Below are 23,918 nucleotides of genomic sequence, written 5' to 3'. Positions count from 1 at the left end.
GCCGTCCGCACGGATGGGTCCGGTGGCTCCCCGGCACCGTACGGCGCCGGCGGTCGGTCACGCCGGGGGCAGGGCCTGTTCCGCCCAGATCGTCTTCCCCGCCGCCATGTAACGCGTCCCCCAGTGCTCCGTCAGCTGGGCGACCATGAATAGTCCCCGTCCGCCCTCCTCGTCGTTGCCGGCGTAACGGGCGTGCGGTGAGGTGTGCTGCGAGTCGGAGACCTCGCAGATGAGCGTGCGGTCCCGGATCAACCGCAGGCCGATCGGGCCGGAGGCATGACGGATCGCGTTGGTGACCAGCTCGCTGACCACCAGCTCCGTGGTGAAGGCCAGATCGTCCAGTCCCCACCGCCCGAGCTGCTCCGTGGCCATCGCACGCGCGCGGGCGACGAGCGCGGGGTCAGAGGCCAGCTCCCAGGCCGCCACCTGGCGCGCCCCCAGCGCACGGGTCCGCACGACGAGCAGGGTGGCGTCGTCGTGCACCTGGTCCGACGCCAGCTCGGCGACGATCCGGGCGCACAGCCGGTCGGGTGACGATCCCCGTTCCTCCCCGAGGACGGCTGCCAGCCGGTCCAGCCCCACGTCGACGCCCTGTCCCCGGGCCTCCACGAGGCCGTCGGTGAACAGGACGACCAGACTTCCCTCGGTGAGCTCCACCTGCGCGCTCTCGTACGGAAGCCGCCCCCTGCCCAGGGGGGACCCGGGTGGCAGACGGAGGAGGCTGACGGGCCCGTGCGGCTGCACCACCGCCGGCGGCAGGTGACCGGCCGCCGCCCAGGTGCTCGTCCGGGAGGCGGGGTCGTAGATCCCGTAGAGGCACGTCGCTCCGACGGCGCCGCTGACCTCCGCGCTCTGGCCGCTCTGGTCGGGCGCGTCCTTGCCTACCTGGTCGTTGAGCCGTGCCAGGAGTTCGTCCGGCGCGAGGTCCAGCTCGGCCAGGGTGCGCACCATCGCGCGCAGCCGCCCCATGGCGGCGGCGGCCCCGAGGCCGTGGCCGACGACATCGCCCACGACGAGCCCCACGCGTGCCCCGGACAGCGGGATGACGTCGAACCAGTCGCCGCCCGCGCCGAGGTGGCTGTCGGCGGGCAGGTAGCGGCTCGCCGCCTCGACGGCGCTCAGTTCGGGCAGCGAGCGGGGCAGCAGGCTGCGCTGGAGCATCAGCGCGGCGGTGTGCTCCCGGCGGTAGCGCCGGGCGTTGTCGATGCACACGGCGGTCCGTGACGCCAGCTCCTCGGCCACGGCCCGGTCGCCGTCGTCGAAGGCTTCCGAGTCGCCGCCCCGGACGAAGGTGACGAGACCCAGGGGTGTCCCCCGCACGATCAGCGGCACGTACAGCTCCGTCGCCGCGACCTCGGCGTCCGCCGCCGACCGGCCGCTCGCCAGGCTCTCGGCCTGCGCGGATCCCGCGGCGTACGCGACCCGCTCGCCCACCCGGGAAGGCTCCTCGTCGGAGGCCGCCGCGCGCACGAGGTCCCAGGCCGTGACGGGCTTCGGTTCCTCTCCTTCGAGCACCTCGGCCGCCACGTCGACGAACACGGCGTCGGCGTACTGCGGCACGGCGGTCTCGGCCAGCTCCGCCGCCGTGCCGGCCGGGTCGAGCGTCGCCCCGATCCGCGCGCCGGCCTCCGCGAGGAGCGAGAGGCGCTGCTGCGCACGGTAGTGGTCGGTGACGTCGATGGACTGCTCGCAGACGCCCACGGGCTCCCCGCGGCCGTCCAGCAGCCGGAAGTAGGACGAGGACCAGACGTGCTCGCGCCCCGGGTCGGCCGGGGCGCGCCCGCGGAAACGGACGTCGATGACCGGCTCACCGGTGTCGAGGATCTGCTGGACGAGGTCCTCCGGGGGTGCCGGATGCTGGGTGGTGAGGACGTCGCCCGGGAAGAGCTCGGTCATGGAGCGCCCCAGCAGCGCCGCGAGGTCGCCGCCGAGCTCCTGGACGCTGGACTCGTTCGCCCACAGGAGGCGCGCGCCAGGACCGTAGATGGTCAGCGTCACCGGCGACTGGGTGACGAGCCCCTGCAGCATCGCCTGCCGGGTCTCCCACCAGCGGAGCCCCTCCAGCTCGGCGGCCATGAGGACGGCGGAAGGCGCCTGACGGGAGGAATCACCGTCCGGCGCGGGCGTCAGGGGGTGCAGGGACACCGCCACCCGTACGGTGCCCCCGTCGCGGTGGCGCACGTCCACGAGGGCGCTGGGGGCCCCGGCGAGCCTCAGGAGACGGCGGTCCGACCGCGGCTCCTCCGACCGGTCGTGTCCGTGCGCGGGCACGATCAGGTCCGACGCCGGACGTCCCAGTACCTGCGACGCCTGATATCCCAGGAGCGCCTCGGCCTCTCGGCTCCACCCGACGAGCGTTCCCTCCGCCGTCAGCAGGGCGAAGGCGGCCGGGGGCGGGCCGAGGTGCCCGTCCTTGTCGGCCCCGGGAGGAGGCGTGAAGGGTAGCCCTTCCATGCTCCCCATCATCCGTCGGAGCGGTCGCGCGCGCAGGACGCCCGTTCCCGCGAGACGGCCGCGGCCCTTCTGTCCACGTGGTGGCGGCAAGCCTGCTCGGCGGTCGCGCCGCGTGCGGACGCCCCGGCAGGCGCCGCGGTGCGGGCTGTTCCGGCCGACGCGGCGAAGCAGCTGTTCCGGCCGGCGGCGCGGTCCGCTGCTCCGGCCGGCGGCGCGACCGCTACGCGGGAACGTCCTCCAACGCCGCGGCCAGCAGGGCGACCAGCTCGTCGATGACCGGCGGACGGGTTCCGGGCCTGCTCACGGCCAGCACCTCGCGATGCAGCGGCAGGGACTCCGGCGGCAGGGCGACCCGCTGGACCGTGGGCCGGTCGGCCTCGTCTCTCAGGAGGGTGACCGGGATCAGCCCCACGGCCAGTCCTGCCCTGATCATGGCGAGCATGCTGTGGAGGTCCTCGGTCTCCAGCGTCACGTCCGGGGCGATCCCCAGCTCGCCGGCCCAGCGGTGCAGCAGCCGCCGGTCGGCGTTCTGCGGCTGGCCGGAGGTCCATCCCCTCTCCAGGCAGTCCGCGAGTTCCAGCGGACGACGGCCCGGTCGTGCGCCCGCGACGAGGGCCAGCGGCTCGAACCCCAGCGAGGTGGTCACCCACTCCGGGGAGGCGACCGGCGGGTCCTCCGGCAGGTACCGGTAGGCGATGAGCAGATCGAGGTCGCCCGACGTGACCCTGGGCAGCCCCTCGTGGGTCTCCACGATGACCAGACGGATGCGGGCGCCGCGATCACGGCCTTCGAGCGCGGACAGGACTTCGGGCAGCAGGTGGCTCACCGCGCTGGGGTAGGCGCCGACGCGCAGTTCGGCGATCTCACCGCTCGCGATGCCGTCGGCGGCGTCCTGGAACCGGGCGGTCGCCTCGAAGAGCGTCCGTGCCGCCCGCACGAGGGAACGACCCGCGGCGGTCAGGATCAGCCTGCTCCCCGGGCGTCGGACGAGCAGCTCGACGCCCAGGTCGCGCTCCAGCGCGGCGACGTGCTGGGACACCGCGGAGGGGACGTACCCGAGGACCGACGCGGCCTCGGCCATGGAGCCGCGCTCCACCACGGCCATGAACGTGGAGAGGAGCTTCAGATCGGGCTGGGCCTTCACGAACCGTGAACTCTCCCTTCTTGATCCCTCGCTTTACGTGTCCCCGTGCCGATGCCAGAGTCTAGAGAGCCCGCAGGACCACCGCGCCCGCACCCGCACACCCGATCTCGCACCTGCACCCGCACCCGCATCGCCCTGACGCCCGCAGGACCCGTGCTGCTCCCGAAAGCTGAGGCCATGGCCATCGACCTGACCGCTCTGCGAGCCCACTTCCCGTCCCTCGACAGCGGCCTCGCCTTCTTCGACGGCCCGGGCGGTACGCAGACCCCCCGTCCCGTCGCCGACGCCATCGCCGCGACCCTGACCGGCCCCCTGTCGAACCGGGGGTCCGTCAGCCTCTCCGAGCTCAACGCGGAACGCGCCGTGACGGAATTCCGGACCGCCTACGCCGACCTGCTCGGCGTCCCCGCGCAGGGCATCGTCCACGGGCGCAGCGCCACCCAGCTCACCTACGACTTCTCCCGCCACCTGGCCAAGGACTGGAGGGCCGGCGACGAGATCGTCCTCTGCCGCCTGGATCACGACTCCAACGTCCGCCCCTGGATCCAGGCGGCCGAACGCACCGGCGTGACCGTCCGCTGGATCGACGTCGACGGCGCGACGACGGAGCTCGACCTCGACTCCTTCGAGCGGGCCCTGTCGCCCCGGACGCGTCTGGTCGCGCTCACCGCGGCCTCGAACGTACTCGGCACCAAGCCCCCCGTGCGGCGGATCGCCGACCGCGCGCACGAGGTCGGCGCCCTGGTGTACGTGGACGGGGTCCACTACGCCGCGCACTCCCTGGTCGACGTTCCCGCCCTCGGCGCGGACCTGTTCGTCTGCTCCCCGTACAAGTTCCTGGGCCCGCACTGCGCCGTGCTCGCCGGTCTGCCCGACCTCCTCGCAACCGTCCGCCCGGACAAGCTCCTGCCGTCTCCCGACACCGTGCCGGAGCGTTTCGAGTTCGGCACGCTGCCCTACGAGCTCCTGGCCGGAGCCACCGCGGCCGTGGACTTCCTCGCCGCCCTCGACCCGGGCACCGGAGCGACGCGCAGGGAGCGGCTCGCGCACTCCCTGGGCTCACTTCACCGGCACGAGCTGGTGCTGCGCAGCCGCCTGGAAGCGGGCCTGCACGCCCTCGGCGACGCGGTCACCCTGCACGCGAAGGCGGCCGACCGTACGCCGACCCTCCTGATGACCCTCGAAGGCCGAGACGCCCGCGACGCCCAGACCCACCTGGCCGCACGCGGGGTGCTTGCCCCTGCCGGATCCTTCTACGCGTACGAACCCTTCACGGCGCTGAAGCTGCCCTCCCCCGCCCTGCGCGTCGGGCTCGCGCCGTACAACACCGCCGACGACGTGGACCGGTTCCTGGACGGCCTGTCCTCCTTCCTCTGAACGGAGGCAGGACACGCGGCGGGAGCCCCCTCAGTCCAGAGGGGGCTCCCGCCGCGTGCGCACGTGGTGCCGCCGTGCCCGATGCCGGTGCCGGTGCCGGTGCTGCTGTCTCCGTCGGTGCCGATGCCGGCTCGGTGCTGCCGTCTCCGTCGGTGCCGATGCCGGCTCCGGCAGGCGATGGAGGCCAGACGGGCGGTCGGAGGGGCGGCCGGCCGAGGTGGGGTGCCCGACTGCCTCGTACCGGCTCAGTCGCCGTGGCCGGTGCCTCCGCTGCCGAAGCCGCCGCTGGAGATGCCGCGCCACTTGCGCTTCTCCTCGCTCTGGGGTTCGAGGTCGGCCTCGCCCGTGTTCGTGAGGTTGTGCGGCATGAGCCGGTGTTCGCCGTCGGTCCGGGGCATCTCGGAGGGCTTGCGGTACTCCGACACCTCACCCGGCAGCTGGCCGTTGTCAGGGCGATGCGGCTGGGACTCGGGGTCGGGCGGGGGCAGCTCCTTGTTCTTGACCCTGATGCCGAACATGAAGGCGCCGATCAGCACCACGACCACGATCAGTCCGCCGAGCAACTGGGCAAGACCGGACTGCCAGACGCCGGCGGCCAGTACCTGCCCGCCGTAGATGTGCATGTCCATGGGTAATCCCGTCCGTGTGACTGGGTCTCGGGGTGGTGCCTGGCGCCCCTCGGGACACCGTGGCCGGCACCGACACCCCCACTTCCCTCGATGGCCGGGCGGCGGATGCGCGCCTCAGGGGGGCGCGCATCGTCGCCCGCTCCTCCGCGCGCGACCGGCCGGCCGCTGCTACTCTCCGGCCGCCGCCACCGGAACGGTCACTCAGGGCTGAGTGCGGGCCTGATCTGCCGCTTTGCCGGCCGCGGCCTGCTCGGTCGTGGCGCGGGCGGTGCTGAGCGTCCCCCCGCTGTTCTCGAGATGGGCGCGCACGAACCACTGGAACAGCTCCAGGCCGCGCAGTTGCTCGATCAGCATGTCCTGCGTGACCGGGTCGGAGTGCTCGGTGCTCTGCATGGCCGTGCGGTGGTCCTTGATGACCTCGGTGTACACGAGGTCGAGGGCGCCCAGGTGCGCGATGGCTTCGTCGCGCCCGATGGAGTAGTCGTCCCAGGTGCGGTCGGCGACCAGGGCACCGGGGGTCCCGTTGGGTTCCCCGCCGAGGGTCGCGATCCTCTCGGCGAGGTCGTCGGTCATCGCCCGGACCTGGTCCACCTGCGGGTCGATCATCTCGTGCACCGCGATGAAATGCGGCCCGACGACGTTCCAGTGGATGTGCTTGAGCGTGAGCGCGAGATCGTTGAGCGAGTGCAGCCGTTGCTGCAGGACGCCGATGATGTCCTTGCTGTCCTGGGCGGACACGCCCGGAACGGTGTACTGGGGGGAAGACGCAGAAGTCACGGTCATACCTTTCGTCGTTTTCCGATGCGGCTCGTCCCGCCGACGCCACGCAACCACCGGACCCTCCTCCCCCACCCGAACGCCGGCCGCCCCGGCATCCCCAGGGCCGCCTTTGGCGGCGTCTACCCACTCGGCGCGCGTCCACCGTCCCCGTTCCGACCCGACACGCCGGCCCGTGGACCGGTCCTCTGGCCCGGCCCCCTTAGCGCGCTCCGGTCCGTCGCGCACCTCCGGCCGCGACCCATGCGCCCAGTCGGGTGTAATGCCCCTTCTGTTCATCCACCGACCGAACAGCCGCCGTATATGTGCCGTATGCCCCGTCCCTTCGACAGGAGGCTCTCGTGCACGTCATCGGACTCATCATCGTGACCCTGCTGATCGGCGCAGTCGCCCTGGGATCCCGCTTGCAGACGAGCGCGACCCCACCGCCCCGCCCCGAGGAACAACCGCGCCGCCCGCTGACGGCCCGACTGCCGGGCGAGACGTCGGAACGCCGCCGCCCGGTGGCCGTCCCGAGAAGCAGCCAGCGGCAGCGGCTGCGCCCGCATCAACTGCGCGGGCGCACGGAGCCGGCGTCGGCGCCTGAGGAATCGTGAGGGCCGGCTGCGGCCAGACGATCGGCTGGGTCGCGCCCGCGCATGGCTCGGCCGGTGATGGCCGGCCGCGCACGGGCGCGATCCGCGTGGAGACGGGCCCCGAGGGGGCACCGTCCTGCTGCTCGCTCCTCGCCGCGACCCGTCAAGTTCGGCGATTCACCCGCTCACGGCGCGGTGGCCGTGACGGTCGCTGCGGCCAGCCAGACGGTCACCGCCGCGGTGAGCGTGAGCCCGACGTTGAGGGCGATCCGGCGGTCCTCGCCGGTGAGGTGGACCGCGATCGCGCCGACCTGCAGAAGGACGAAGCCGACGGCGGCGGCGGGTGCGAGGCAGGGAGCGATGCCCGTCAGGGGCGGCAAGATCAGACCGATCGCGCCGAGTATCTCGACGCCCCCGAGCGCCCTGACGGCGGGTAGGGGCATGCGGTCGACCCAGGCCATCATCGGCCGGAGTCGGTCACGGCTTCGGGCCACCTTCAACGCACCCGCGTAGAGGTAGAAGAGCGCGAGGGTTCCCGCGACGAGCCAGTAGGCGATGTTCATGGTTTCCGTTCGTGGACCACCGGTTGACGGGGCCGTGGGGTGCGTCGGTTGTCGATGGATCGTTGCGGACTGAGGCACGGGCGGGGTCCTGGTGAGGCGTCGTCCGCCCACGGAGTCCTGGAACCCTCGGCGCGGCACCACCTCTTGGCGCGGGAGACGGCCTCCCGCCCAGGAAGCGGTCCGAGGTACGGGCCACGCCGTACCGTGCCGCGCTGGCGGTCAGCCGCAGTCGGTGGCCGCCACGGTCGCGCATCGGCTCGTCGCCTCGACGTCGGCCGGATGCGGAAGCCCCCGTCGTGTCGGCCGTGGCGGCGGTGCCGCGGCGGCCCCTGGGTGTGCGGAGCGAGGACGGACCCGGCGATCGCGAGCCGCTGTCCGGTGTGCCTGCCGTCCTCCGGAACACGCATGCGGGTGGTTCCCCGCACGATCGCCTCACCCGGCCCGGGACCCACCACGGACAGGGCGGGGGCGGGCTGCGGCTCGTCGGTCTTCGTGTCCTCGGTCATGCCCACGAGTCCACCGCCCAGGCACTTGCCGTGTCCAAGACCGATCCCGCCATGCCGATACCCCACGGGTATCGTTGCAGGGTGGAGCTACGAACCTTGCGTTACTTCGTGGCGGTCGCCGAGGAACTCCACTTCGGCCGGGCCGCGACGCGCCTGCACATGAGCCAGCCGCCGCTGAGCCGGGCGATCAAGCAGCTGGAGACCGAGATCGGAGCCCTGCTGTTCACGCGCTCATCCGCAGGCGTCGCGCTCACTCCGGTGGGCTCGGTCCTGCTCGACGAGGCGCGCGGCCTGCTCGACCACGCCGACCGCGTACGGACCCGCGTGACCGCGGCAGCCGGCGTCGCGACCCTCACCATCGGCATCCTCGGCGACGGCACCGACCCCGGAGTCGCCAGGCTCGCCGCCGCCTACCGCACCCGCCTCCCCGGCATCGACCTCCACATCCGCGAGACCGACCTCACCGACCCCACCTGCGGGCTCCGCGCCGGCCTCGTCGACATCGCCCTCACCCGAGGACCGTTCGACGAGACCGCCCTGACGGTCCGCGCCCTCCGCGCCGACCCGGTCGGCGTGGTCCTCCGCGCCGACGACCCCCTCGCCCGACACGAGCGGCTCCGCCTGGCCGACCTGGCCGCCCGCCGCTGGTTCCAGTTCCCCGAGGGGACCGACCCCCTCTGGCAGGCGTACTGGAACGGCGGCTCGCCCCGCACGGGCCCCGTCGTACGCGCCGTCCAGGAATGCCTGCACGCCGTGCTCTGGAACGGCACGATCGGCCTCGCCCCACTCGGCCACGACCTCCCCTCCGAGCTGGCCGTGGTACCGCTGACCGACATGCCCCCGAGCCGCGTGGTGGCCGTGTGGAACCAGGGCGACACCAATCCGCTCATCCGCTCCTTCATCGACATCGCGACCCGGGCGTACCGCCCCACGGACCTCCGACCGGGTGCGGAAGGGTCGGGGTGACGAACCAGCGGGGGCCGCGGGGCTACGGCGCGGGCTCCTGGAAAGGCGGGCGGGGCTGCGGGCCGTGCCGGCTCCGCGGCCCTGGTGGCCGCGGAGCCGGTGGGACGGGCCGGACCGAGCCTGGTACGACGATCCGTCACGCCACCCGTCCCCGCGACCGCCCGACCCTGTGCGGCGGCAGTGCGTCCAACCCGCATGGGCCGCGCATACGTTGACCAGATGCATGTGACACGGTCGTCGCCGGAGTCTCCGAGGCCGCCCGTCATGGGGAGTCTGTTCGGGGAGCGCGGCCACGGTCAGCACCGTCGGTGCCACCACGCCGACTCCGTTTCCCTCATCGGCTCGTGATGCGTGCGACGGAGGAGCACACCGTCCAGGCGCTCCACCTGCACCCGCAGTTCACCAGCGGCCTTCGACGGAAGCATGAGCTAGGCGTCCTCCAGTCTGTCCCGGGCCCACCCCGCGCCGCAGCACGCACAGGTGAACTCGGCCTCCCAGGGATTCCAGCGGCGTCGGGTGCCGTGGACGCGCACGGACCATACGCGGAGCGCCACTGCCACGATGCCCGGAGACCATCGCTCCCGTTCGAGTACGCGGACGGCGGCGTTCGCCGCTCCGACAGGCCCGGGACATCGCGATACCGCACCCAGGGGCTTCTCCGGACGTGGCCCGCCCGCGGTACGTACCGGGCTGCGCCAAGTGGAGGCCCGGAGTGGTGGACGTCCCTCGGCGAACGCAGGCTGGCATGTGCGCGCCCACCCCGCCGTGCGACGGGCGCAGCCATGCCCATCGCACCCTGGCCGGGACCGGCCCGGGGCGTCAGAGAGACGAGAGCACATGGCGGAACAGGACATCGCTCCCCGACCCGAACCCGGGCCGTCCGGTGACGGCAGAAACCCGCGGAGCCACGATCGGCCGCCTTCCCGGCGCCGCGGGCGGCGGGCGCGTACGAGAGTGGCGCTCCTCGCCGCGGGGCTCGCGGTGGTCGGTGCCGTGGCGGCCGCGCCGGGCGGCGCGCGGTCGTCGCCGGGTGGCCCGCCGGCATCGGAGTACCCCGCGCGGTTCGTGCCGGCGCCGTGCCCGGAGACGCCCGAGCCGGTGCCCGGCAGATGTGGGTTCCTGGAGGTTCCCGAGAACCGCGAGCGGCGGACGGGACGGACGGTCCGGCTGGCCGTGGCCGTCGTCCCGGCTGTGGCGAAGAGGTCGAGCGGGGATCCCGTGGTGTTCATGGAAGGGGGGCCCGGCGGTGACGCGTTCGGGGCCATCCCGTTCCTCGTCGCGTCCGGGGTGAACGGCGACCGGGACCTGATCGTCGTGGCCCAGCGCGGCACGCTTCATTCCCAGCCGAGTCTGGCCTGCCCGGAGATGGACCGTTTCAACGCGGCCGCCGTGGGCCTGCCGTACGACGCGCCCGCCACGGGACGAGGGCTGGTGCGGGCGGCGAAGGAGTGCCGGGACCGGCTGACGTCCGAGGGCATCGACCTCGGGGCGTACAACACCACGGAGAACGCGGCGGACTTCGCCGCGCTGCGCAGGGCCCTGGGCATCAAGAGGTGGAACGTCTACGGGTACTCGTACGGCACCGACCTGGCTCTCACCTATCTGCGCCGGCACCCGCAGGGCATCCGCTCGGTGGCGATCGACTCGGTCGTGCCGCCGCAGATCGTGAGCCTGCCGTGGGCTTGGGACAGCGCCCGTGAGGGGATCGACGCGATCTTCGCGGCGTGCGAGGCCCAGCCCGCGTGCGCGTCCCGGTACCCGGCTCTGTCCCGCACGCTGACCGAGCAGGTCCGGCGGCTGGAGGCGAGCCCTCTGCGGCTGACCGCGGAGCCGCCCGGTGGCGGAACCCCGGTCGAGGTCGTCCTCGACGGCGGCACGCTGGTGAACCTGCTCGTCGCCGACGGCGGACCGGTACCGGCCGTCGACGTCCCGGCGGTGCTGTACGAACTCGCCGCAGGACATCCGGAGCGCCTCGCGCGTGCGCAGGCCGCCGGTGCGACGCCGGCCGTCGGTGAGTTCGCCCACGGGCTGACGCACTCGGTGGCCTGCGCGGAGTGGGCGCCGGGCTTCTCCCAGCGGGACGTCCTGGAGGCGGGGCGCCGCGCGTTCCCGGGGTGGCCGGACTCGGTGCTGGCCCACGCGCCGCAGCTGCCGTTCGAGCACGACCTGTGCCGCGCGTGGAACGTGCCCGACCGTACGGCGGTCCAGCGGGTGACCACCCGCAGCAAGGTGCCCGCGCTCGCCGTCACGGGATCCTTCGACGCGAAGACCGGGGCGAGCTGGGGGCCGTACGCGGCCCGCACCCTGTCCCGGTCGACCGCCGTGGTCGTTCCGGGCATCACCCACTGGGTGGTGCCGCAGCAGCCCTGCGCCGCGTCCGTCCTCCGCTCCTTCCTCGCCCGTCCCTACGCGCCGGACACCGGCTGCGTGGCGGGAGTCACCCCCAAGCCGTTCACCCTCGTTCCCTGACCGGAGTACGCACGATGTCCTCTCGCACGACCTCCAGCCGACGCCCGGCGCGACGGCTCACGGCCGCACTGGCAGCGGCCACGTCCGGCGCACTCGTCGCCTGCGTCGCCGCCACGCCCGCACGGGCCGGGGCCGGGCACGACGCCCCGATCGGCACGGTCGCCCGTACGGTGGGCGACGCACGGTTCGAGCCGGGCCCCTGCCCCAGAACCGCCGATCCGATCCCCGAACTCGGCCGCGCCCGCTGCGGCACGCTCACCGTGCCCGAGAAGCGCTCCGGGAGCGCGCGCCCCGAGGGTCCAAGGGCGGCCGGCGGCCACGGGGGCCGCAGGATCACCCTCGCCGTCGCGGTCATGCCCGCGCAGAGCAGCACGCCCGCGCCCGACCCGATCGTGTGGTTCGCCGGCGGCCCCGGCGACGACGCCGTCTCCGAGATCCCGATGGCGCTCGCCGGCAACCTGAACCGCGACCGCGACGTGGTCTTCATGTCCCAGCGCGGCACGTACTCGGCCACCCCCGAGCTCACCTGCCCGAACATCGACCGGTTCAACGCCCGCGCCCTGGGCCTCGTCTCCAACGCCCCGTCGACCGGCCGCCTGCACGTCGAGGCGACGCGCCGGTGCCGCGACCGCGTCGCCGCCCAGGGAGCCGACCGCAGCACGTACGACGACGTCGAGAGCTCAGCCGACTACGACGCCCTCCGGAAGACCCTCGGGGTCAAGAAGTGGAACGTCTTCGGCATCTCGTACGGAACACACCTGGCGCTCAACTACATGCGCCTGCACCCGAAGGGCATCAGGTCGGTCGGCATCGACGGCGTCCTGCCGCCGTCCATCGCCGGCGGCGCGGTGACGTGGAAGGCCGCGCGCGAGGGCTTCGACGGCCTGTTCAAGGCGTGCGCGGAACAGCCCTCCTGCAACACGCGCTACCCGGACCTCAAGGGCACCTTCCTCCGCCTCGTCAGCGAGCTGGAGGCCGACCCCCTCACCACCACCGTCACCGTCCCGGTCCACCCGGAGCCCGTCAAGGTCGTCCTGGACGGAAGCAGCCTCGTCGCCTGGCTCACCTCCGCCACACACGTCGCCGAGGGCGTGCCGCGCTCCATCGACGAACTGGCCCACGGCAACCCCCAGCGCATCGCCGAACAGCTGGCGGGCGGCAAGTACAGCCCCCAGGCCATCGGCCGAGTGGCCCACGGCCTCGTCTACGGGATCTTCTGCAGCCAGTGGACCCCCTACGAGAGCCGCGCCGACGTCATCCGCGCAGGACACCGGGCCTTCCCGACCTTCCCCCGCTCCATGCTGCCCAACGCCCCGCAGCTCGCCTGGCTCCACGACGACTGCCGCGCCTGGGACGTCCCCCCTGCCCCGTCCTCGATCCGCGACGTCACCCGCAGCGACATCCCCACCCTCGCCCTCTCCGGCGGGTTCGACGCCCAGACCGCACCCAGCAACGGCGCCTACGCCACCCGTACCCTGAGCCGCTCCACCGCCGTCACCATCCCGTACGTCGCCCACGTCGTCTTCGCCGACTCACCCTGCGCCCAGGAGATCACCACGTCGTTCTTCAACCGTCCCACCCACCCGGACACCAGCTGCGTGGCCGGGCTCCAACCCCCTCGGTTCGACGTCACGCCTTAGATCCTGGCCGACGGATCCCATGAAGGTCGGACAGGCGACTCGTTGCCGTTGGTCGGGGACGGACTGATCTGACGGGTTCCGTTGCTGGAGGACCGTCCATGCGCGGCACCGGCGCTGGTGGACGAACGGGACGGCACGCAGGGCTCGACCCCGCGTGCCGTCCGGGCTGACGCCCCTGGCCGGAGCTCGGGCAAGCGGTCAGGGCACGGCTGCGGTGGGGGCGTCAGTCGCGGGAGTTGCCGAAGAGTATGCGGTAGGCGATGAGCAGGACCAGCGAGCCCACGATGGCCGCGCCCCAGGTGGGGAGGTCGAAGAACTGCTTGTCGATGGGCCGGTCGAGGAGCTCGGCGGAGAGCCATCCGCCGAGGGCGGCACCCGCGATCCCGATGACGGTGGTGCCGATGCAGCCACCTGGGTCACGGCCGGGGAGGATGAGCTTGGCGAGGGCGCCGGCGAGGAGCCCGAGGATGATCCAGGCGAGGATTCCCATGATGGCCGCTTCCTTTGGTTGTGTGTCAGTCGGTGCTGTGGGGGGATGCTAGGGCGTGGTCCCACGGCCGGTTGCTTCACCACGGATCGTCTGGGTCGCGGCCTGTGGCGTCGTGTCGTTCTTCATCGCCTTGGCCTCGCTCTTGAGGATGCGGGCGGACTTCCCGAGAGAACGGGCGAGTTCGGGGAGCCGCCGGGCTCCGAGTATCAGGATGGCGACGATGAGGATGATGGCGATCTCGCTGATGCCGAACATGCGGTCCCTCTTCCTTCCTGGCGTGGGCCGGGTCCGTGACCGGGCCTCGTAAATCTACAGGACTGTAGAAAGCATCGGTGATCAGTGGGTGGAGCCGGCTGCGAGCGCCAGGTCGACGGCGGCGGGGAAGCTACTCCTCGTCGCCACCCTCATCGCCGTCGTCCTCGTCATCGTCTCCTTCGAAGAAGTCCCCGATCTCGTCGACGACTTCGGCGGCGACCATCCCGCCGACGACACCGACGGCCAGGCCCGCGGCACCGGCTGCGACGGCGGTGCCCATGCCCGGGCCGGAACGGTGGTGGCCCTCGTCCTTGTGCGTGTACGGGTGACCGTGCGGGGCGTCGCTGTGGGCGCCGTGGTCGGGATGACCGGAGTGGTCGGGGTGGTTGGCGTGGCCCGTTCGGGAGGAGAGCAGGTGGTGGATCCAGGAGTCGACTTCGGTGTTCCAGTCGGTGGTGGCGGCCTGGCCGTGGCTGACGGTACGACGGGCGAGGGCGTCATGACCACTGGAGAAGAGGCCGCCGCGCTGGTCCGCCTCCATGACGACCTCCATGCCCGCGGAGTGGGCGAGGAAGGTGATCTCGACCTCGTTCGCCTGGTGGGCGTACCGGGCGGCGGGGGTGAGCTCGATCTCCTGGTAGAAGGGCAGCTGCTGGCCCGTGCCGGCGATGTGTCCGAGTTCGAGGTCGGCGGACTTGAATCCGAAGCCGAGCTGTCCGAGCGCCTCCAGGACCGCTTCCTGTACGGGCAGAGGGCGGACGGTCAGCGTGTCGAGGTCGCCCGTGTCCTTGGCGCCCGCGACGCCGAGTTCGGTGCGCACGCCGAGGACGACGCCCAGGGGCTGCCCGTACAGCTCCGTGATCGGCGTCTCCCACGGCAGAGTGATGACGAAGGGCACGCTGCACTGCTCGCCTTCGCGGAGGCGGAAACCGCCGCCGACGGTGAAGCGTTCGAAGACGACGGTGCCGCCGTGCTCGCCCTGCTCGGTCTCGGCCTCGACGCGGGCGACGAGTTCGAGCGTGATGCGGTCGATGTCGAAGTCCGCGCGGCCCCCTGTCAGGCGGACCTCGCCTGACAGGCTTCCCCCAGGGGTGGCGCCGGCGTGGCCGAGCACCGTGTCCACGGCCGGGCCTCCGACGCCCATCGATCCGAGCAGACGATGGAACACCATCGTGGCGTTCACTCCTTCAGTCATGGTTCATGAGGATCAGGCGCCCCGACGGCCTGGCGTCGGGGCGCAGGGATGACACGGGCGACGCCGGCTCCTACTTCGCGGCGTCCAGAGCGGCGAGGGCCTGGGCCCACCGGGCGAACTTCAGGTCGGCCAGGTCCGCGACCGTCTTGATCCCGAACGCCTCCTTCAGCAGCTCCCCCTGCCGCTCACTGACGCCCTTGAGCGCGTCCACCGGGGCCGCCAGGACCTCGGCCACGCTCTTGTCCGCCCACGCCTTGTCCAGCACTTTGTCGAGATCGATCGAAGCCATGAAAGGTCCCTCCCTGGGAACGAGCAGCCCGAGCAGATCCACCGACAGCCCTCCCTCCGAGCACGGTTGTCGACCTGCGGGCATGCCGGCAGGGCGGTGTTCGAAGATCAGCGTCAGCAGAATCTACACTCGTGTAGAAGCATAGGAGCAGCGAGGCCGTCGCGGCGCAACGCCACTGGAAAGGCGCAAAGTTGTCCCTGGTCGGATCGCCGACGAGCCCAGCATCCCCACTGATGGGTGCCGGCGCCCATACAGGCGGCGGCGCCTGGGGGCCGCGTCCGGGGATGGTCGGTGCCCGGTCCGGTCGCGGCGTTCACCGAGGTCTGCGCCCGGAGGGTGGACCGACGCCGCATGGCCGTGATGGGCGCGTGTCGCGGCAGGATCAGGGGCAGTCGGTACTGCCTGGCCCCCGACCGTGGACCTCTCGGCCGAACCCGGTCGGACGTTCAGGGTCCCCGCGCGATGGTTCCCTGACGTCTCGACCAATCGCGGCATCGCCGACACGGACTTTGCCGAGTGCGCCGACGCCGCGGACGAATCCAACACCTTCCGCGGCTTCGACGAGGGCTGACCCGCTCAGGGCGGGCTGAGTCACTCTTGTCTCCTGCGGCACGTGGGACCTGTCAGGTCCGAGGGAGAGCGCTCGCCGCGCCGCGGTCTCGGAGGAAGTTCAGTCGAGGCAGAACTCGTTGCCCTCGATGTCCTGCATCACGATGCAGGACTCGTTCTCCCCGTCCGCGAGCATGGTGCGCACATGGGTCGCGCCGAGCGCGACAAGCCGTGCGCATTCGGCCTCCAGCGTGGAGAGGCGCTCCTCCCCCACCAGGCCCAGGCCGGCCCGCACGTCGAGATGCACGCGGTTCTTGACCACCTTCGCCTCGGGAACACGCTGGAAGAGCACCCGGGGGCCGGCACCCGAGGGGTCGCTGCACCCGAAGTACACGACCTGCTCCTCCTTCGGCAGCGATCGGTCGTGTTCCTCCCAGGTCGCGAACCCCTCCGGGACCGGAGGTACGACGTATCCGAGGACTTCGCACCAGAAGGCCGCGAGGCGCGTGGGATTCGCGCAGTCGATGGTCACCTGGAGCTGCTTGATCGTTGACATCGGCGCACGATAGCAGGGGCGCGGTACGTCTCCCCAGGTGAGGCGGCGTGCAGTGGCCTCGATCCCGCACGAAACCAGCACACGAGCCAACGCGTCGAAGGCGCCGTCCGGCTCTGTCCCCCAGGTCGAGTCTCTCCACTCCGTAGCCGAGCGATGATCACCGCCGGCGCGGCTGCGGACAGACCTCTCGGGGGATACCGGGCTGGTACCAGTACCGGTAGATGGTTCCTTCGATGAGACGACGGTGGTCGGCGAACGGGCGCCCTGCCGTCTCCGTTTCGGGGGGAAAGGCAGGGCGCCAGGCGTCCCTCTTGCGCGTCGGTCAGCGGGCGTCTGCGCCCGCTCGTGGTCAGCGGGGCCGGTAGGCGGTGGCCAGCACGGAGACGGTGACCTGGTCGGGCAGGAGGCCGTCGTCGTCCAGGTCCGCGCGGCTCACATGGCGTGCGCTCGGCGTCATCGCCACCAGGTCCAGGACATCCGGCCTGGACAGGACCGCGGGGTACTCGACCTGTTCGGTGGTGACAGCCTCGAAGAAGGGGCTCAGCGCCCGGTGCAGACGCTGTTCCTTGGCCGGATCGATCGTGACCATCGCGGGTACTCGGCCACGCAGCTCGGCCAGGTGCCGACCGGTGGGCCGGATGACGACCAGCCGGCCGGTCGGGCGCAGGACGCGGTGGAACTCGGCCGGGTTGCGTGGCGCGAACACGTCCAGCACGACATCGGCCGCCCCGTCGGCCAGCGGGAACGGGCGAAAGACGTCCCAGGCCACCGCGGCGGCCCGGCGGTGGGCTCGTGCTGCCGAACGCAGCGCGCGCACCGAGGTGTCCATCCCCAGGCCACGAGCGCCGGGCAGCCGGTCGAGCGCGCCGGCCAGGTAGTAGCCCGTGCCGCATCCCACGTCCACCACCGTTCCCTGCTCGGGCACGGCGTCGGTCGCCAGGCGGGCCCCCGCTTCGCGGATGGGCGCGTAGGCGCCGGTGGACAGGAATCGGTCCCGGGCCTGCACCATGGCCGCGTCGTCGCCGCTGGTGGCGCGGGTGCCCGTCAGCAGGCCGGCATAGCCGTGCCGGGCGATGTCGAAGGCATGGCCCAGCGGGCAGCGCAGCGCGCCGCGGTCGGGGTGCAGGCGGCGCGTACGGCACGTCGGGCAGCGCAGCAGATCGAGGGACAGATCGAGGGCAGGGGGAAGCGGCATGGGCACGAGGCACTCCTGGCAAGGGGTGAAGGGAAGGGATCGTGCCTGCGCGTTCAGGGCGTCACTGCCTCGGAAAGGAACGGCAGCGTCGGGCGCGGTGCGCGCGGCAGGCACAGCAAGGAGGGCGGCGCCGTGCGGCGTCGCCCTCAGCGCCTTCCTCTCAGAGGAAGCAGCAGTGCGGGGTGCTCATGAATGCCACGTCGCAAGTCTACGAGCGAGGCGGAGACGGTCATGCCTCGGTGCCCGAGAAGAGGGTGCTGCGGCACGAGATCGGCCACGAGGCTTCTTCGGGTCGTGGCACCAACGGGAGGAGAAGAAGAAGAGCGGTGAGGACGCGTCGGGGCCAGGGGCGCCGAGCGGCTCAGCCGTGGAGGGTGACGTGGGGCAGCGGACTCCCCGTGGCGTCGAACAGTGGGGCTCCGCAATCGCAGTGCTCGTCGGCCAGGTTCTGGTCGGCCGGCAATTCCCAGACGAGCATCTGTGAGCAGTTCGGGCAGTCCAGGCTGACCAGGGTGCTGTCGGGTTCAGCGCCCCAGGCCCGCACCGGCAGACCGTGGTGCATCAACCCGGCCGGCTCCCGCTCGTCGGTGAGCGCGACCAACACCTCGTAGCTGTCGGTGCCGTTCTCCCACACCAAGAGCGTGCAGCGGAGATCCGCCAGCACATCGGAGAGGTGATCCAGCTGACGGACCGGCACATCACCGCGGCGCAGTGTCGGGTCGGTCTCGGCCACGCGGTGGACGGCGTGGGTGTCGACGTCGGTCGGCTCCACCCCGAAGGCCCGTACGCGATCGGCCACGAACTCGGCCAGTCGGCCGGGGTGGTCCTCACCGGACCAGTCCATCGTGAACATCACGCTGTCGACGCGAACCCCGCGGGCTCGTTCGCCAGGGCTCAGGACGAGCTCTTCCAGGTCTGTCACGGCGATCACGCTATCAACCGCCGGGCGGCGGGCGCTGCCGTCGTCGTGCGTGAGGGACGTCAGCCTCCGGACCCTCCTTCGCTGCCTCTGAGCCGCTTCATGTGCCGATGGGGATGATGCCCAGGGGTTCGGAGGTCGGCTGCGCGGAGCCGCCCGCGGGCTCGACGGTGATGCCGACGGCGGCGGCGTCTCCCAGGGGGCCCGAGAGCAGACGGGCGGAGTCCTCGCCCGAGCCGGGCAGGAGGCCGGCGGGGCGCAGGGCGCCCGTGTCTGCGGCGTACCAGAGTTCGTAGACGCGGTCGCCGGTCAGGACGGGGAGGGCGCGGGCGGTGAAGGCCGCGCGGTTCTGGCTGCGGGAGACGACGACGGCGGCGCTGGCGCCGTCGGGGAGCTTCTGGGTGTGCAGGGCAGCGTCGGGGGCCGTGAGGACGGCGGCGAAGGCCGTGCCGTCACCGCGGGCGCGTGTTTCTGCCTGGATCGCCCTCGTGCGGGCGTCGTCGGCCTCGGAGTGCTGCCAGAGGGCGAAGCCGCCGAGCGCGACGGCCACCGCGAGGGATGCGGCCAGCGCCAGCTTCATCAGGCGGCTGGGCGGGCGCGCCGAGCGGGCCGTGGACTTGGGGGCGGGGGCGGGGGCGGCTGCCGGCTCGTCGCGGGCGGTGGGATCCCGGCGGACGCCGTGTTCCTGGGGGACGCCGTGCATGTGACCGGCACTGCGATCTCGGCCGCCGCTCTGTTCCTGGCGGACGGCTCTGATCCGGTCCAGGGTGCGCTGCCGCACCTCGGGGGGTACGGGGATGCTCTCGGCCGCTGCGAGCGAGGCGACGGCCCGGCGGAGGTCATCGGCCTCGCGGCGGCACTCATCACAGCTCGCGAGGTGGTTCTCGAACGCTGCTTCCTCGGCCGGAGGCAGGGCGTGCAGGACGTACGCGCCCACCGCGGCGTGCGGGTCGTCTGCGGACGTCATGATCCCTCCTCCAGGCAGGCGCGGATCTGGCGCAGTCCCGCGCGCATTCTCGACTTGACGGTTCCCGGCGGGGTCGACAGGGAGCGGGCCACTTCGAGATAGGTCAGACCCTCGTAGAAGGCGAGGACCAAGGGGACGCGGTGGACGCTGCCGAGCCGGGCGAGGCATCGGTACACGCGGCGGCGCTCGTCACGGCCCTCCACCGTCTCGGCGACCTCGTCGATCGGTCGCCCCTCGGACAGCGTCGCGACGTGCTGTTCCCGCTCCGCGCTCGCCTGGACGTGGCGCACCCGGTCGACGGCCCGGCGGTGGGCCAGGGTGAGGACCCACGCCTTGGCGGTGCCGCGCTCGGGCCGGTAGCGGTCGGCGGTCCGCCACACCTCGATCATGACGTCCTGGGTCACCTCCTCGGCCAGCGCCGTGTTCCTCAGGATGCGGCAGGTCAGCCCCATGACGGAGCCGGCGAGGGCGTCGTACACGCCCTCGAACGCCTCGTGGTCCCCGTCGGCCGAACGCATCAGCAGCTCCTCCACCGCTGCGTCGTCCGCGTGTCCCTGCGGCACGCGCTGCTCACCGTCCTCTGCGTCAGCCGTCCGCCGCTCCCGCGGCGCGGATCTGGTGCTTCGGCCCTGCCCTCGCCCGACTCTGCCCGTGATCCTCCGGCGTCGCCGGGCGGTGGCGGCAATCGGGTGAGGACGACGGGGACGAGGGGCGACTCACGGCGCGCCGTGCCGGCCGCGGCCAGAGACGTAGCCGGAGCCGGAGCCGTTGCCGTCCGCCTCGTCGCCGCCCTCACTGTCGCCACCGTCTCCCCCATCACTGTCACCCGCACCGTGGGCATCGCCGCCGCGGCCGCCCTCGTCGCCGAAGCCATGGCCGTCGCCATGCAGGGCGAGCACGACGTGCACCGTCTTGCCCCCGAGAGCCGGAACGACCTTGATGCGACCTCCCAGCCCTCTCACCAGGCGGAAGCCGAGTCCACCTCCTTCGACCGGCCCGTCCCACGAGGTCTGGGGCAGTTCCTCGCTCCGGTCGGCGACGGCGATGTCGAGGAGCGCGTCGCGCAGGGTCAGCGTCAGCACGCAGGGGCCGCGCGCATGGCGCACGGCATTCGTCACCAGTTCCGAGACGATCAGCACGGCGTCCTCCGCCCGATCCGGCCGACGGCCGTCCGCCGCCAGCCAGCGTGCGGTCGCACGTCGGGCGCAGGCGGGCGTTCGCAGGCCGTACGGGAGGTCGAGGCTGTGGCGTCTGACGACCGGCACCGGCATCGAAGTCGACGCAGCATCCGATACCGACGCCGACGCCGACGGCGATGCCGATGGCGATGGCGATGGCGATGGCGATGGCGATGGCGACATCGTGGTAGTGATCATGACCGCCCCCAAGGCGACTCGGGTGGGACGCGTGCTCCTGCTGGGTATTCGAAGCCGCGCACCGGTTGGATGACGTACGGGGCACCCCTTGAGAGCGGCATCGCATCCGGCTGTTCCAGAAATCCGGGGAGCAGGTCATCCGCGACGCCCGCTGCTTCGAACCCACCTACGAAGCGCACAGCGGGATCAGGGCTTTCGACCTCGTTCGGCCTCGGCGTCGGAGCTGAAGCCGGATACCGGAAGCCGGAAGCGTGGTCAGGGGAATCGACTCGCTCGCAGACCCTCGCTCCGTGCGTGTCCGCACATCGGATCGTCCGAAGGAGGTGTGTCCCATGACCACGTCCATGCGAGTCCGCCGGCTGGTGGCCGGGGCCGCCGCGTCCGGCCTGCTGGCCGGCGGCGCGGCGCTCGGCATGTCCGGGGCGGCGGCTGCCGCTCCCGCACCGACGTCCGTCGCCACGACCGTGGTGACCGGCCACGGCGACGGGCACGACCGTCACGACCGCTGCGAGTGGAAGAAGGGCCACTGGGAGAAGAAGTGGGTCAAGGGTCACTGGGAGAAGAAGCGGTTCGACCGCGACACCTGGCACAAGGGGCACCACGACCACCACGGGAAGTGGCAGCACGGGTACTGGCAGCACGACCACTTCTACAAGTGGGTGTACGTGCCGGCCCACTGGGACCACGTCTGGGTGAAGGGGCACTGGGACTGCCATCACCGGTGACGCGTACGCAGCTCGTCGGGTGGCGGGAGAGAGCGGGCGGGGCCTGTGACACCACAGGCCCCGCCCGCCTTCCCTGTGCCGTCAAGGCGCCGTCGCAGGCCGGGGCGGGGCGATCCCGGGGCGCCGTGATCACCTCGCCCGCCAGGGGGTGCGCGACGGGCCGTCCGGCTGGTCTGCGAGGATCCGGGCGCAGCCGTCGTACGGGGAGGACAGAGTGATGGACATGGGTGACGCGACCTGGTTGCCGTATGACGAGCACGGTCTCGCCGACTGCGGGGTGAACGGTGGGACGCTGCGTCTCCTCGTCGACCGGGGCCTGCCCGTCGACTGCCACCGGATGTTCGTGCGCGACCCGGACAGGGAGTTGTGGGTCCGGGAGGTCGCCGGCGTTCGGGCGGTGTTCCTCGGTTCCTTCGAGGACGGTGTCAACACGTACTGGCTGAGGTCCGACAGCGGTGAGGTCTGGATGGTCAGGGGCTGTCACGACGGGCCGGAGGAGCAGTACGGCCCGGTCAACGCCTCGGTGGATGGTCTGGCCAGGGTGCTGGAGATCTGGGAGGACTTCGTCCGCTCCGGCAGGAGCGACGAGGACGACGACTACGAGGACTGGGTGGACGAGGTGATCGACCGGGCTCGAAAGGCGGATCCGTCGGCCTTCTCGGACGAGGACTCCTGGTGGTCACGGGTGTTCGAGGACGTCGAGCTGGGTGTGCTGGTGCCGGAGGACGCGTAGTCCTCGCGTCGGACGGCCGACGGCCGCTCGTCTCATTTCTTCCCATCCGGCGGGCCGTCGGCTGCGAAGTACCGGTGAACCGTGCCGCGTCCGCGGCGCGTCGGGTGGCGGGAGCAGCGAGTGGAACAGCACGAGACGGCCGTGACCGGATCCGGGACGGCCTCGGTCGACCAGATGCTCCTCGGTGAAGGGAGCATGCGTTGAGGACGGCCGCCGATCGTCTCGCCGACCTGCTCGGCCGCTTCGTGGCCGGGCCCCTGCCGGTGCGGCTCCGCGCCTGGGACGGCAGCCACGCGGGCCCGGATGACGCACCGCTCGTCACGGTCCGTTCGCCCGCGGCGCTGCGCCGGCTGTTGTGGCAGCCGGGCGAACTGGGTCTGGCGGAGGCGTACGTCACCGGGGACCTCGACGTCGAGGGGGACCTCGCGGACGCGCTGTCCCGGGCCGGTCGCGCGGTGCGTGACCAGGGAGTCGCCCGGCGAGGGCCCGCCGCCCTGGCGGGAGCGGGCGCCCTGGCCGTGGGGCTGGGAGCGGCCGGACCGCCGCCTCGGCGTCCCGACGGCCGGGCACGACTCAGTGGCCGGATGCACAGCACGGGCCGCGACCGGGCCGCGATCAGCCACCACTACGACCTCGGGAACGAGTTCTACGCCCTGCTTCTGGACGCGTCGATGGCCTACTCCTGCGGGTATTGGACGCGGGAGGCGGGTCCGGCGTACGGACTGGCCGAGGCCCAGCGCGACAAGCTGGAGCTGATCTGCCGCAAGGTCGGCCTGCGGGCCGGGGACCGGCTGCTGGACGTGGGCTGCGGCTGGGGTTCGCTGGCGGTGTACGCGGCCGTGGAGCACAAGGCCCGCGTGACCGCCGTCACCCTGTCCCGTGCGCAGCGGGACTTCGTCGTCGACCGGTGCGCGCGCGAGGGCGTGAGCGATCTGGTGGACGTCGAGCTGAGGCACTGGCGCGACATCGACACGGCCGGCTTCGACGCGGCGACGGCCGTCGAGATGGGCGAGCACGTGGGCGACGCCGAGTATCCGGAGTTCGCCGCCAAGCTGTACGGCTGCCTGCGGCCGGGGGGCCGGCTTTTCGTCCAGCAGATGTCGCGCGGGGACGTCGCGCCCGGCGGAGGACGGTTCATCGAGACGTACATCGCTCCCGACATGCACATGAGGCCCGTGGGCCGGACCATCGACGTGCTGGAGACGTCGGGCCTCGAAGTCCGGCACGCCGAGTCCGTCCGGGAGCACTACACGCGGACCATCGACGCGTGGCGCGAGCGGCTGGAAGCCGACTGGACGCGGTTCGAGGCGCTCGTCGGCACCACGACGTGCAGGGTCTGGCGGCTGTACCTCGCCGGTGCGTCGCTCGCCTTCGCCGAGCGGCGCATGGGGGTGGACCACGTCCTCGCCGTGCGTCCTTCCCGGGAGGGGGGCGCGTCCATGGCTCCCACCCCGGCTGCCTGGTACGCGGCGGAGGCTCCGGCCGTCCCCGTGCCCGCGTCCCGGGTGGCCTCCTCCCCCATCTGAGGAGGACGGGGGCCGGGGCGGCGGGCCTGCCCGCTCCTCGGCC

24 protein-coding genes are annotated in these 23,918 nt (G+C 72.4%); 9 read left to right on the top strand and 15 right to left on the bottom strand.

What is annotated here, in order from left to right:
• Positions 1–57 precede the first annotated feature (57 nt).
• Complete coding sequence (locus ACZ60W_RS20675) at positions 58–2,454, bottom strand: SpoIIE family protein phosphatase (protein WP_469756780.1); 2,397 nt, start codon at positions 2,452–2,454, stop codon at positions 58–60.
• 220 nt (positions 2,455–2,674) lie between these two features.
• On the bottom strand, positions 2,675–3,598 hold the full coding sequence (locus ACZ60W_RS20670; RefSeq protein WP_469756779.1) for a LysR family transcriptional regulator: 924 nt from the start codon (positions 3,596–3,598) through the stop codon (positions 2,675–2,677).
• A 177-nt stretch (positions 3,599–3,775) separates the two neighbouring features.
• Here ACZ60W_RS20670 and ACZ60W_RS20665 point away from each other — a divergent pair, with 177 nt between their 5' ends.
• The gene (locus ACZ60W_RS20665; RefSeq protein WP_469756778.1) at positions 3,776–4,975 is read left to right on the top strand and encodes a cysteine desulfurase-like protein; all 1,200 of its coding nucleotides are present in this window, start codon (positions 3,776–3,778) and stop codon (positions 4,973–4,975) included.
• Positions 4,976–5,220: 245 nt separating this feature from the next.
• Here the strand turns inward: ACZ60W_RS20665 and ACZ60W_RS20660 are convergent, their stop codons facing one another.
• Positions 5,221–5,604 (bottom strand): DUF6479 family protein, encoded by a 384-nt coding sequence (locus ACZ60W_RS20660; protein WP_469756777.1) that lies wholly within the window; start codon positions 5,602–5,604, stop codon positions 5,221–5,223.
• A 201-nt stretch (positions 5,605–5,805) separates the two neighbouring features.
• Entirely contained in the window at positions 5,806–6,387 is a 582-nt protein-coding gene (locus ACZ60W_RS20655; protein ID WP_469756776.1) for a Dps family protein, read from the bottom strand.
• A gap of 335 nt (positions 6,388–6,722) precedes the next feature.
• On the opposite strand from ACZ60W_RS20655, the gene ACZ60W_RS20650 reads away from it, so the two are divergent.
• Positions 6,723–6,977 (top strand): DUF6479 family protein, encoded by a 255-nt coding sequence (locus ACZ60W_RS20650; protein WP_469756775.1) that lies wholly within the window; start codon positions 6,723–6,725, stop codon positions 6,975–6,977.
• Positions 6,978–7,141: 164 nt separating this feature from the next.
• On the opposite strand, the gene ACZ60W_RS20645 is transcribed toward ACZ60W_RS20650, so the two are convergent.
• Positions 7,142–7,519, bottom strand: coding sequence for a DoxX family protein (locus tag ACZ60W_RS20645; RefSeq protein ID WP_469756774.1), 378 nt, complete (start codon positions 7,517–7,519; stop codon positions 7,142–7,144).
• Positions 7,520–8,106: 587 nt separating this feature from the next.
• Between ACZ60W_RS20645 and ACZ60W_RS20640 the strand changes: the two genes are divergently transcribed.
• The 3 genes from ACZ60W_RS20640 to ACZ60W_RS20630 all read left to right on the top strand — a co-directional run bounded on the left by ACZ60W_RS20640 (position 8,107) and on the right by ACZ60W_RS20630 (position 13,100).
• The gene (locus ACZ60W_RS20640) at positions 8,107–8,991 is read left to right on the top strand and encodes a LysR family transcriptional regulator (RefSeq protein ID WP_469756773.1); all 885 of its coding nucleotides are present in this window, start codon (positions 8,107–8,109) and stop codon (positions 8,989–8,991) included.
• Between the two features lie 1,227 nt (positions 8,992–10,218).
• Positions 10,219–11,460 (top strand): alpha/beta fold hydrolase, encoded by a 1,242-nt coding sequence (locus tag ACZ60W_RS20635; protein ID WP_469756772.1) that lies wholly within the window; start codon positions 10,219–10,221, stop codon positions 11,458–11,460.
• A gap of 14 nt (positions 11,461–11,474) precedes the next feature.
• Positions 11,475–13,100, top strand: a complete 1,626-nt coding sequence (locus ACZ60W_RS20630) for an alpha/beta fold hydrolase (protein ID WP_469756771.1) — start codon at positions 11,475–11,477, stop codon at positions 13,098–13,100.
• Positions 13,101–13,323: 223 nt separating this feature from the next.
• Here ACZ60W_RS20630 and ACZ60W_RS20625 read toward each other — a convergent pair whose 3' ends face one another.
• The 4 genes from ACZ60W_RS20625 to ACZ60W_RS20610 form a co-directional block, all read right to left on the bottom strand.
• Positions 13,324–13,590, bottom strand: coding sequence for a GlsB/YeaQ/YmgE family stress response membrane protein (locus ACZ60W_RS20625; RefSeq protein WP_469756770.1), 267 nt, complete (start codon positions 13,588–13,590; stop codon positions 13,324–13,326).
• A 48-nt stretch (positions 13,591–13,638) separates the two neighbouring features.
• Positions 13,639–13,845, bottom strand: a complete 207-nt coding sequence (locus tag ACZ60W_RS20620) for a twin-arginine translocase TatA/TatE family subunit (protein ID WP_469756769.1) — start codon at positions 13,843–13,845, stop codon at positions 13,639–13,641.
• A gap of 130 nt (positions 13,846–13,975) precedes the next feature.
• Entirely contained in the window at positions 13,976–15,016 is a 1,041-nt protein-coding gene (locus ACZ60W_RS20615) for a sporulation protein (RefSeq protein ID WP_469756820.1), read from the bottom strand.
• Between the two features lie 94 nt (positions 15,017–15,110).
• On the bottom strand, positions 15,111–15,329 hold the full coding sequence (locus ACZ60W_RS20610) for a hypothetical protein (protein WP_046776758.1): 219 nt from the start codon (positions 15,327–15,329) through the stop codon (positions 15,111–15,113).
• 415 nt (positions 15,330–15,744) lie between these two features.
• Between ACZ60W_RS20610 and ACZ60W_RS20605 the strand changes: the two genes are divergently transcribed.
• Positions 15,745–15,900, top strand: coding sequence for a DUF6924 domain-containing protein (locus ACZ60W_RS20605; RefSeq protein ID WP_469756768.1), 156 nt, complete (start codon positions 15,745–15,747; stop codon positions 15,898–15,900).
• A 99-nt stretch (positions 15,901–15,999) separates the two neighbouring features.
• On the opposite strand, the gene ACZ60W_RS20600 is transcribed toward ACZ60W_RS20605, so the two are convergent.
• From ACZ60W_RS20600 to ACZ60W_RS20575, 6 genes are all read right to left on the bottom strand, one after another.
• A complete protein-coding gene (locus ACZ60W_RS20600) occupies positions 16,000–16,434 on the bottom strand; it encodes a VOC family protein (protein ID WP_469756767.1) in 435 nt (144 codons plus the stop codon).
• 349 nt (positions 16,435–16,783) lie between these two features.
• Positions 16,784–17,635, bottom strand: coding sequence for a methyltransferase domain-containing protein (locus ACZ60W_RS20595; protein ID WP_469756766.1), 852 nt, complete (start codon positions 17,633–17,635; stop codon positions 16,784–16,786).
• A gap of 355 nt (positions 17,636–17,990) precedes the next feature.
• On the bottom strand, positions 17,991–18,551 hold the full coding sequence (locus ACZ60W_RS20590) for a hypothetical protein (protein WP_469756765.1): 561 nt from the start codon (positions 18,549–18,551) through the stop codon (positions 17,991–17,993).
• A gap of 97 nt (positions 18,552–18,648) precedes the next feature.
• The gene (locus tag ACZ60W_RS20585) at positions 18,649–19,515 is read right to left on the bottom strand and encodes an anti-sigma factor (protein ID WP_469756764.1); all 867 of its coding nucleotides are present in this window, start codon (positions 19,513–19,515) and stop codon (positions 18,649–18,651) included.
• Positions 19,512–20,033, bottom strand: a complete 522-nt coding sequence (locus ACZ60W_RS20580; RefSeq protein ID WP_469756819.1) for a sigma-70 family RNA polymerase sigma factor — start codon at positions 20,031–20,033, stop codon at positions 19,512–19,514. The genes ACZ60W_RS20585 and ACZ60W_RS20580 overlap by 4 nt, the downstream gene beginning before the upstream one ends.
• 198 nt (positions 20,034–20,231) lie before the next feature.
• Positions 20,232–20,786 carry an ATP-binding protein gene (locus ACZ60W_RS20575; protein WP_469756818.1) on the bottom strand — a complete coding sequence of 185 codons (555 nt, stop codon included), beginning with the start codon at positions 20,784–20,786 and terminating at the stop codon, positions 20,232–20,234.
• A gap of 437 nt (positions 20,787–21,223) precedes the next feature.
• On the opposite strand from ACZ60W_RS20575, the gene ACZ60W_RS20570 reads away from it, so the two are divergent.
• The 3 genes from ACZ60W_RS20570 to ACZ60W_RS20560 all read left to right on the top strand — a co-directional run bounded on the left by ACZ60W_RS20570 (position 21,224) and on the right by ACZ60W_RS20560 (position 23,875).
• Positions 21,224–21,616, top strand: a complete 393-nt coding sequence (locus tag ACZ60W_RS20570) for a hypothetical protein (RefSeq protein ID WP_469756763.1) — start codon at positions 21,224–21,226, stop codon at positions 21,614–21,616.
• Positions 21,617–21,839: 223 nt separating this feature from the next.
• On the top strand, positions 21,840–22,349 hold the full coding sequence (locus ACZ60W_RS20565; RefSeq protein ID WP_469756762.1) for an SUKH-4 family immunity protein: 510 nt from the start codon (positions 21,840–21,842) through the stop codon (positions 22,347–22,349).
• 200 nt (positions 22,350–22,549) lie between these two features.
• Positions 22,550–23,875, top strand: coding sequence for a class I SAM-dependent methyltransferase (locus tag ACZ60W_RS20560; RefSeq protein ID WP_469756761.1), 1,326 nt, complete (start codon positions 22,550–22,552; stop codon positions 23,873–23,875).
• Positions 23,876–23,918 lie beyond the last annotated feature (43 nt).

The organism is Streptomyces sp. NPDC104202, from assembly GCF_055584185.1.
Note: the sequence above shows the minus strand (reverse complement) of the source record. Positions and strands in the feature narration are given on the sequence as shown.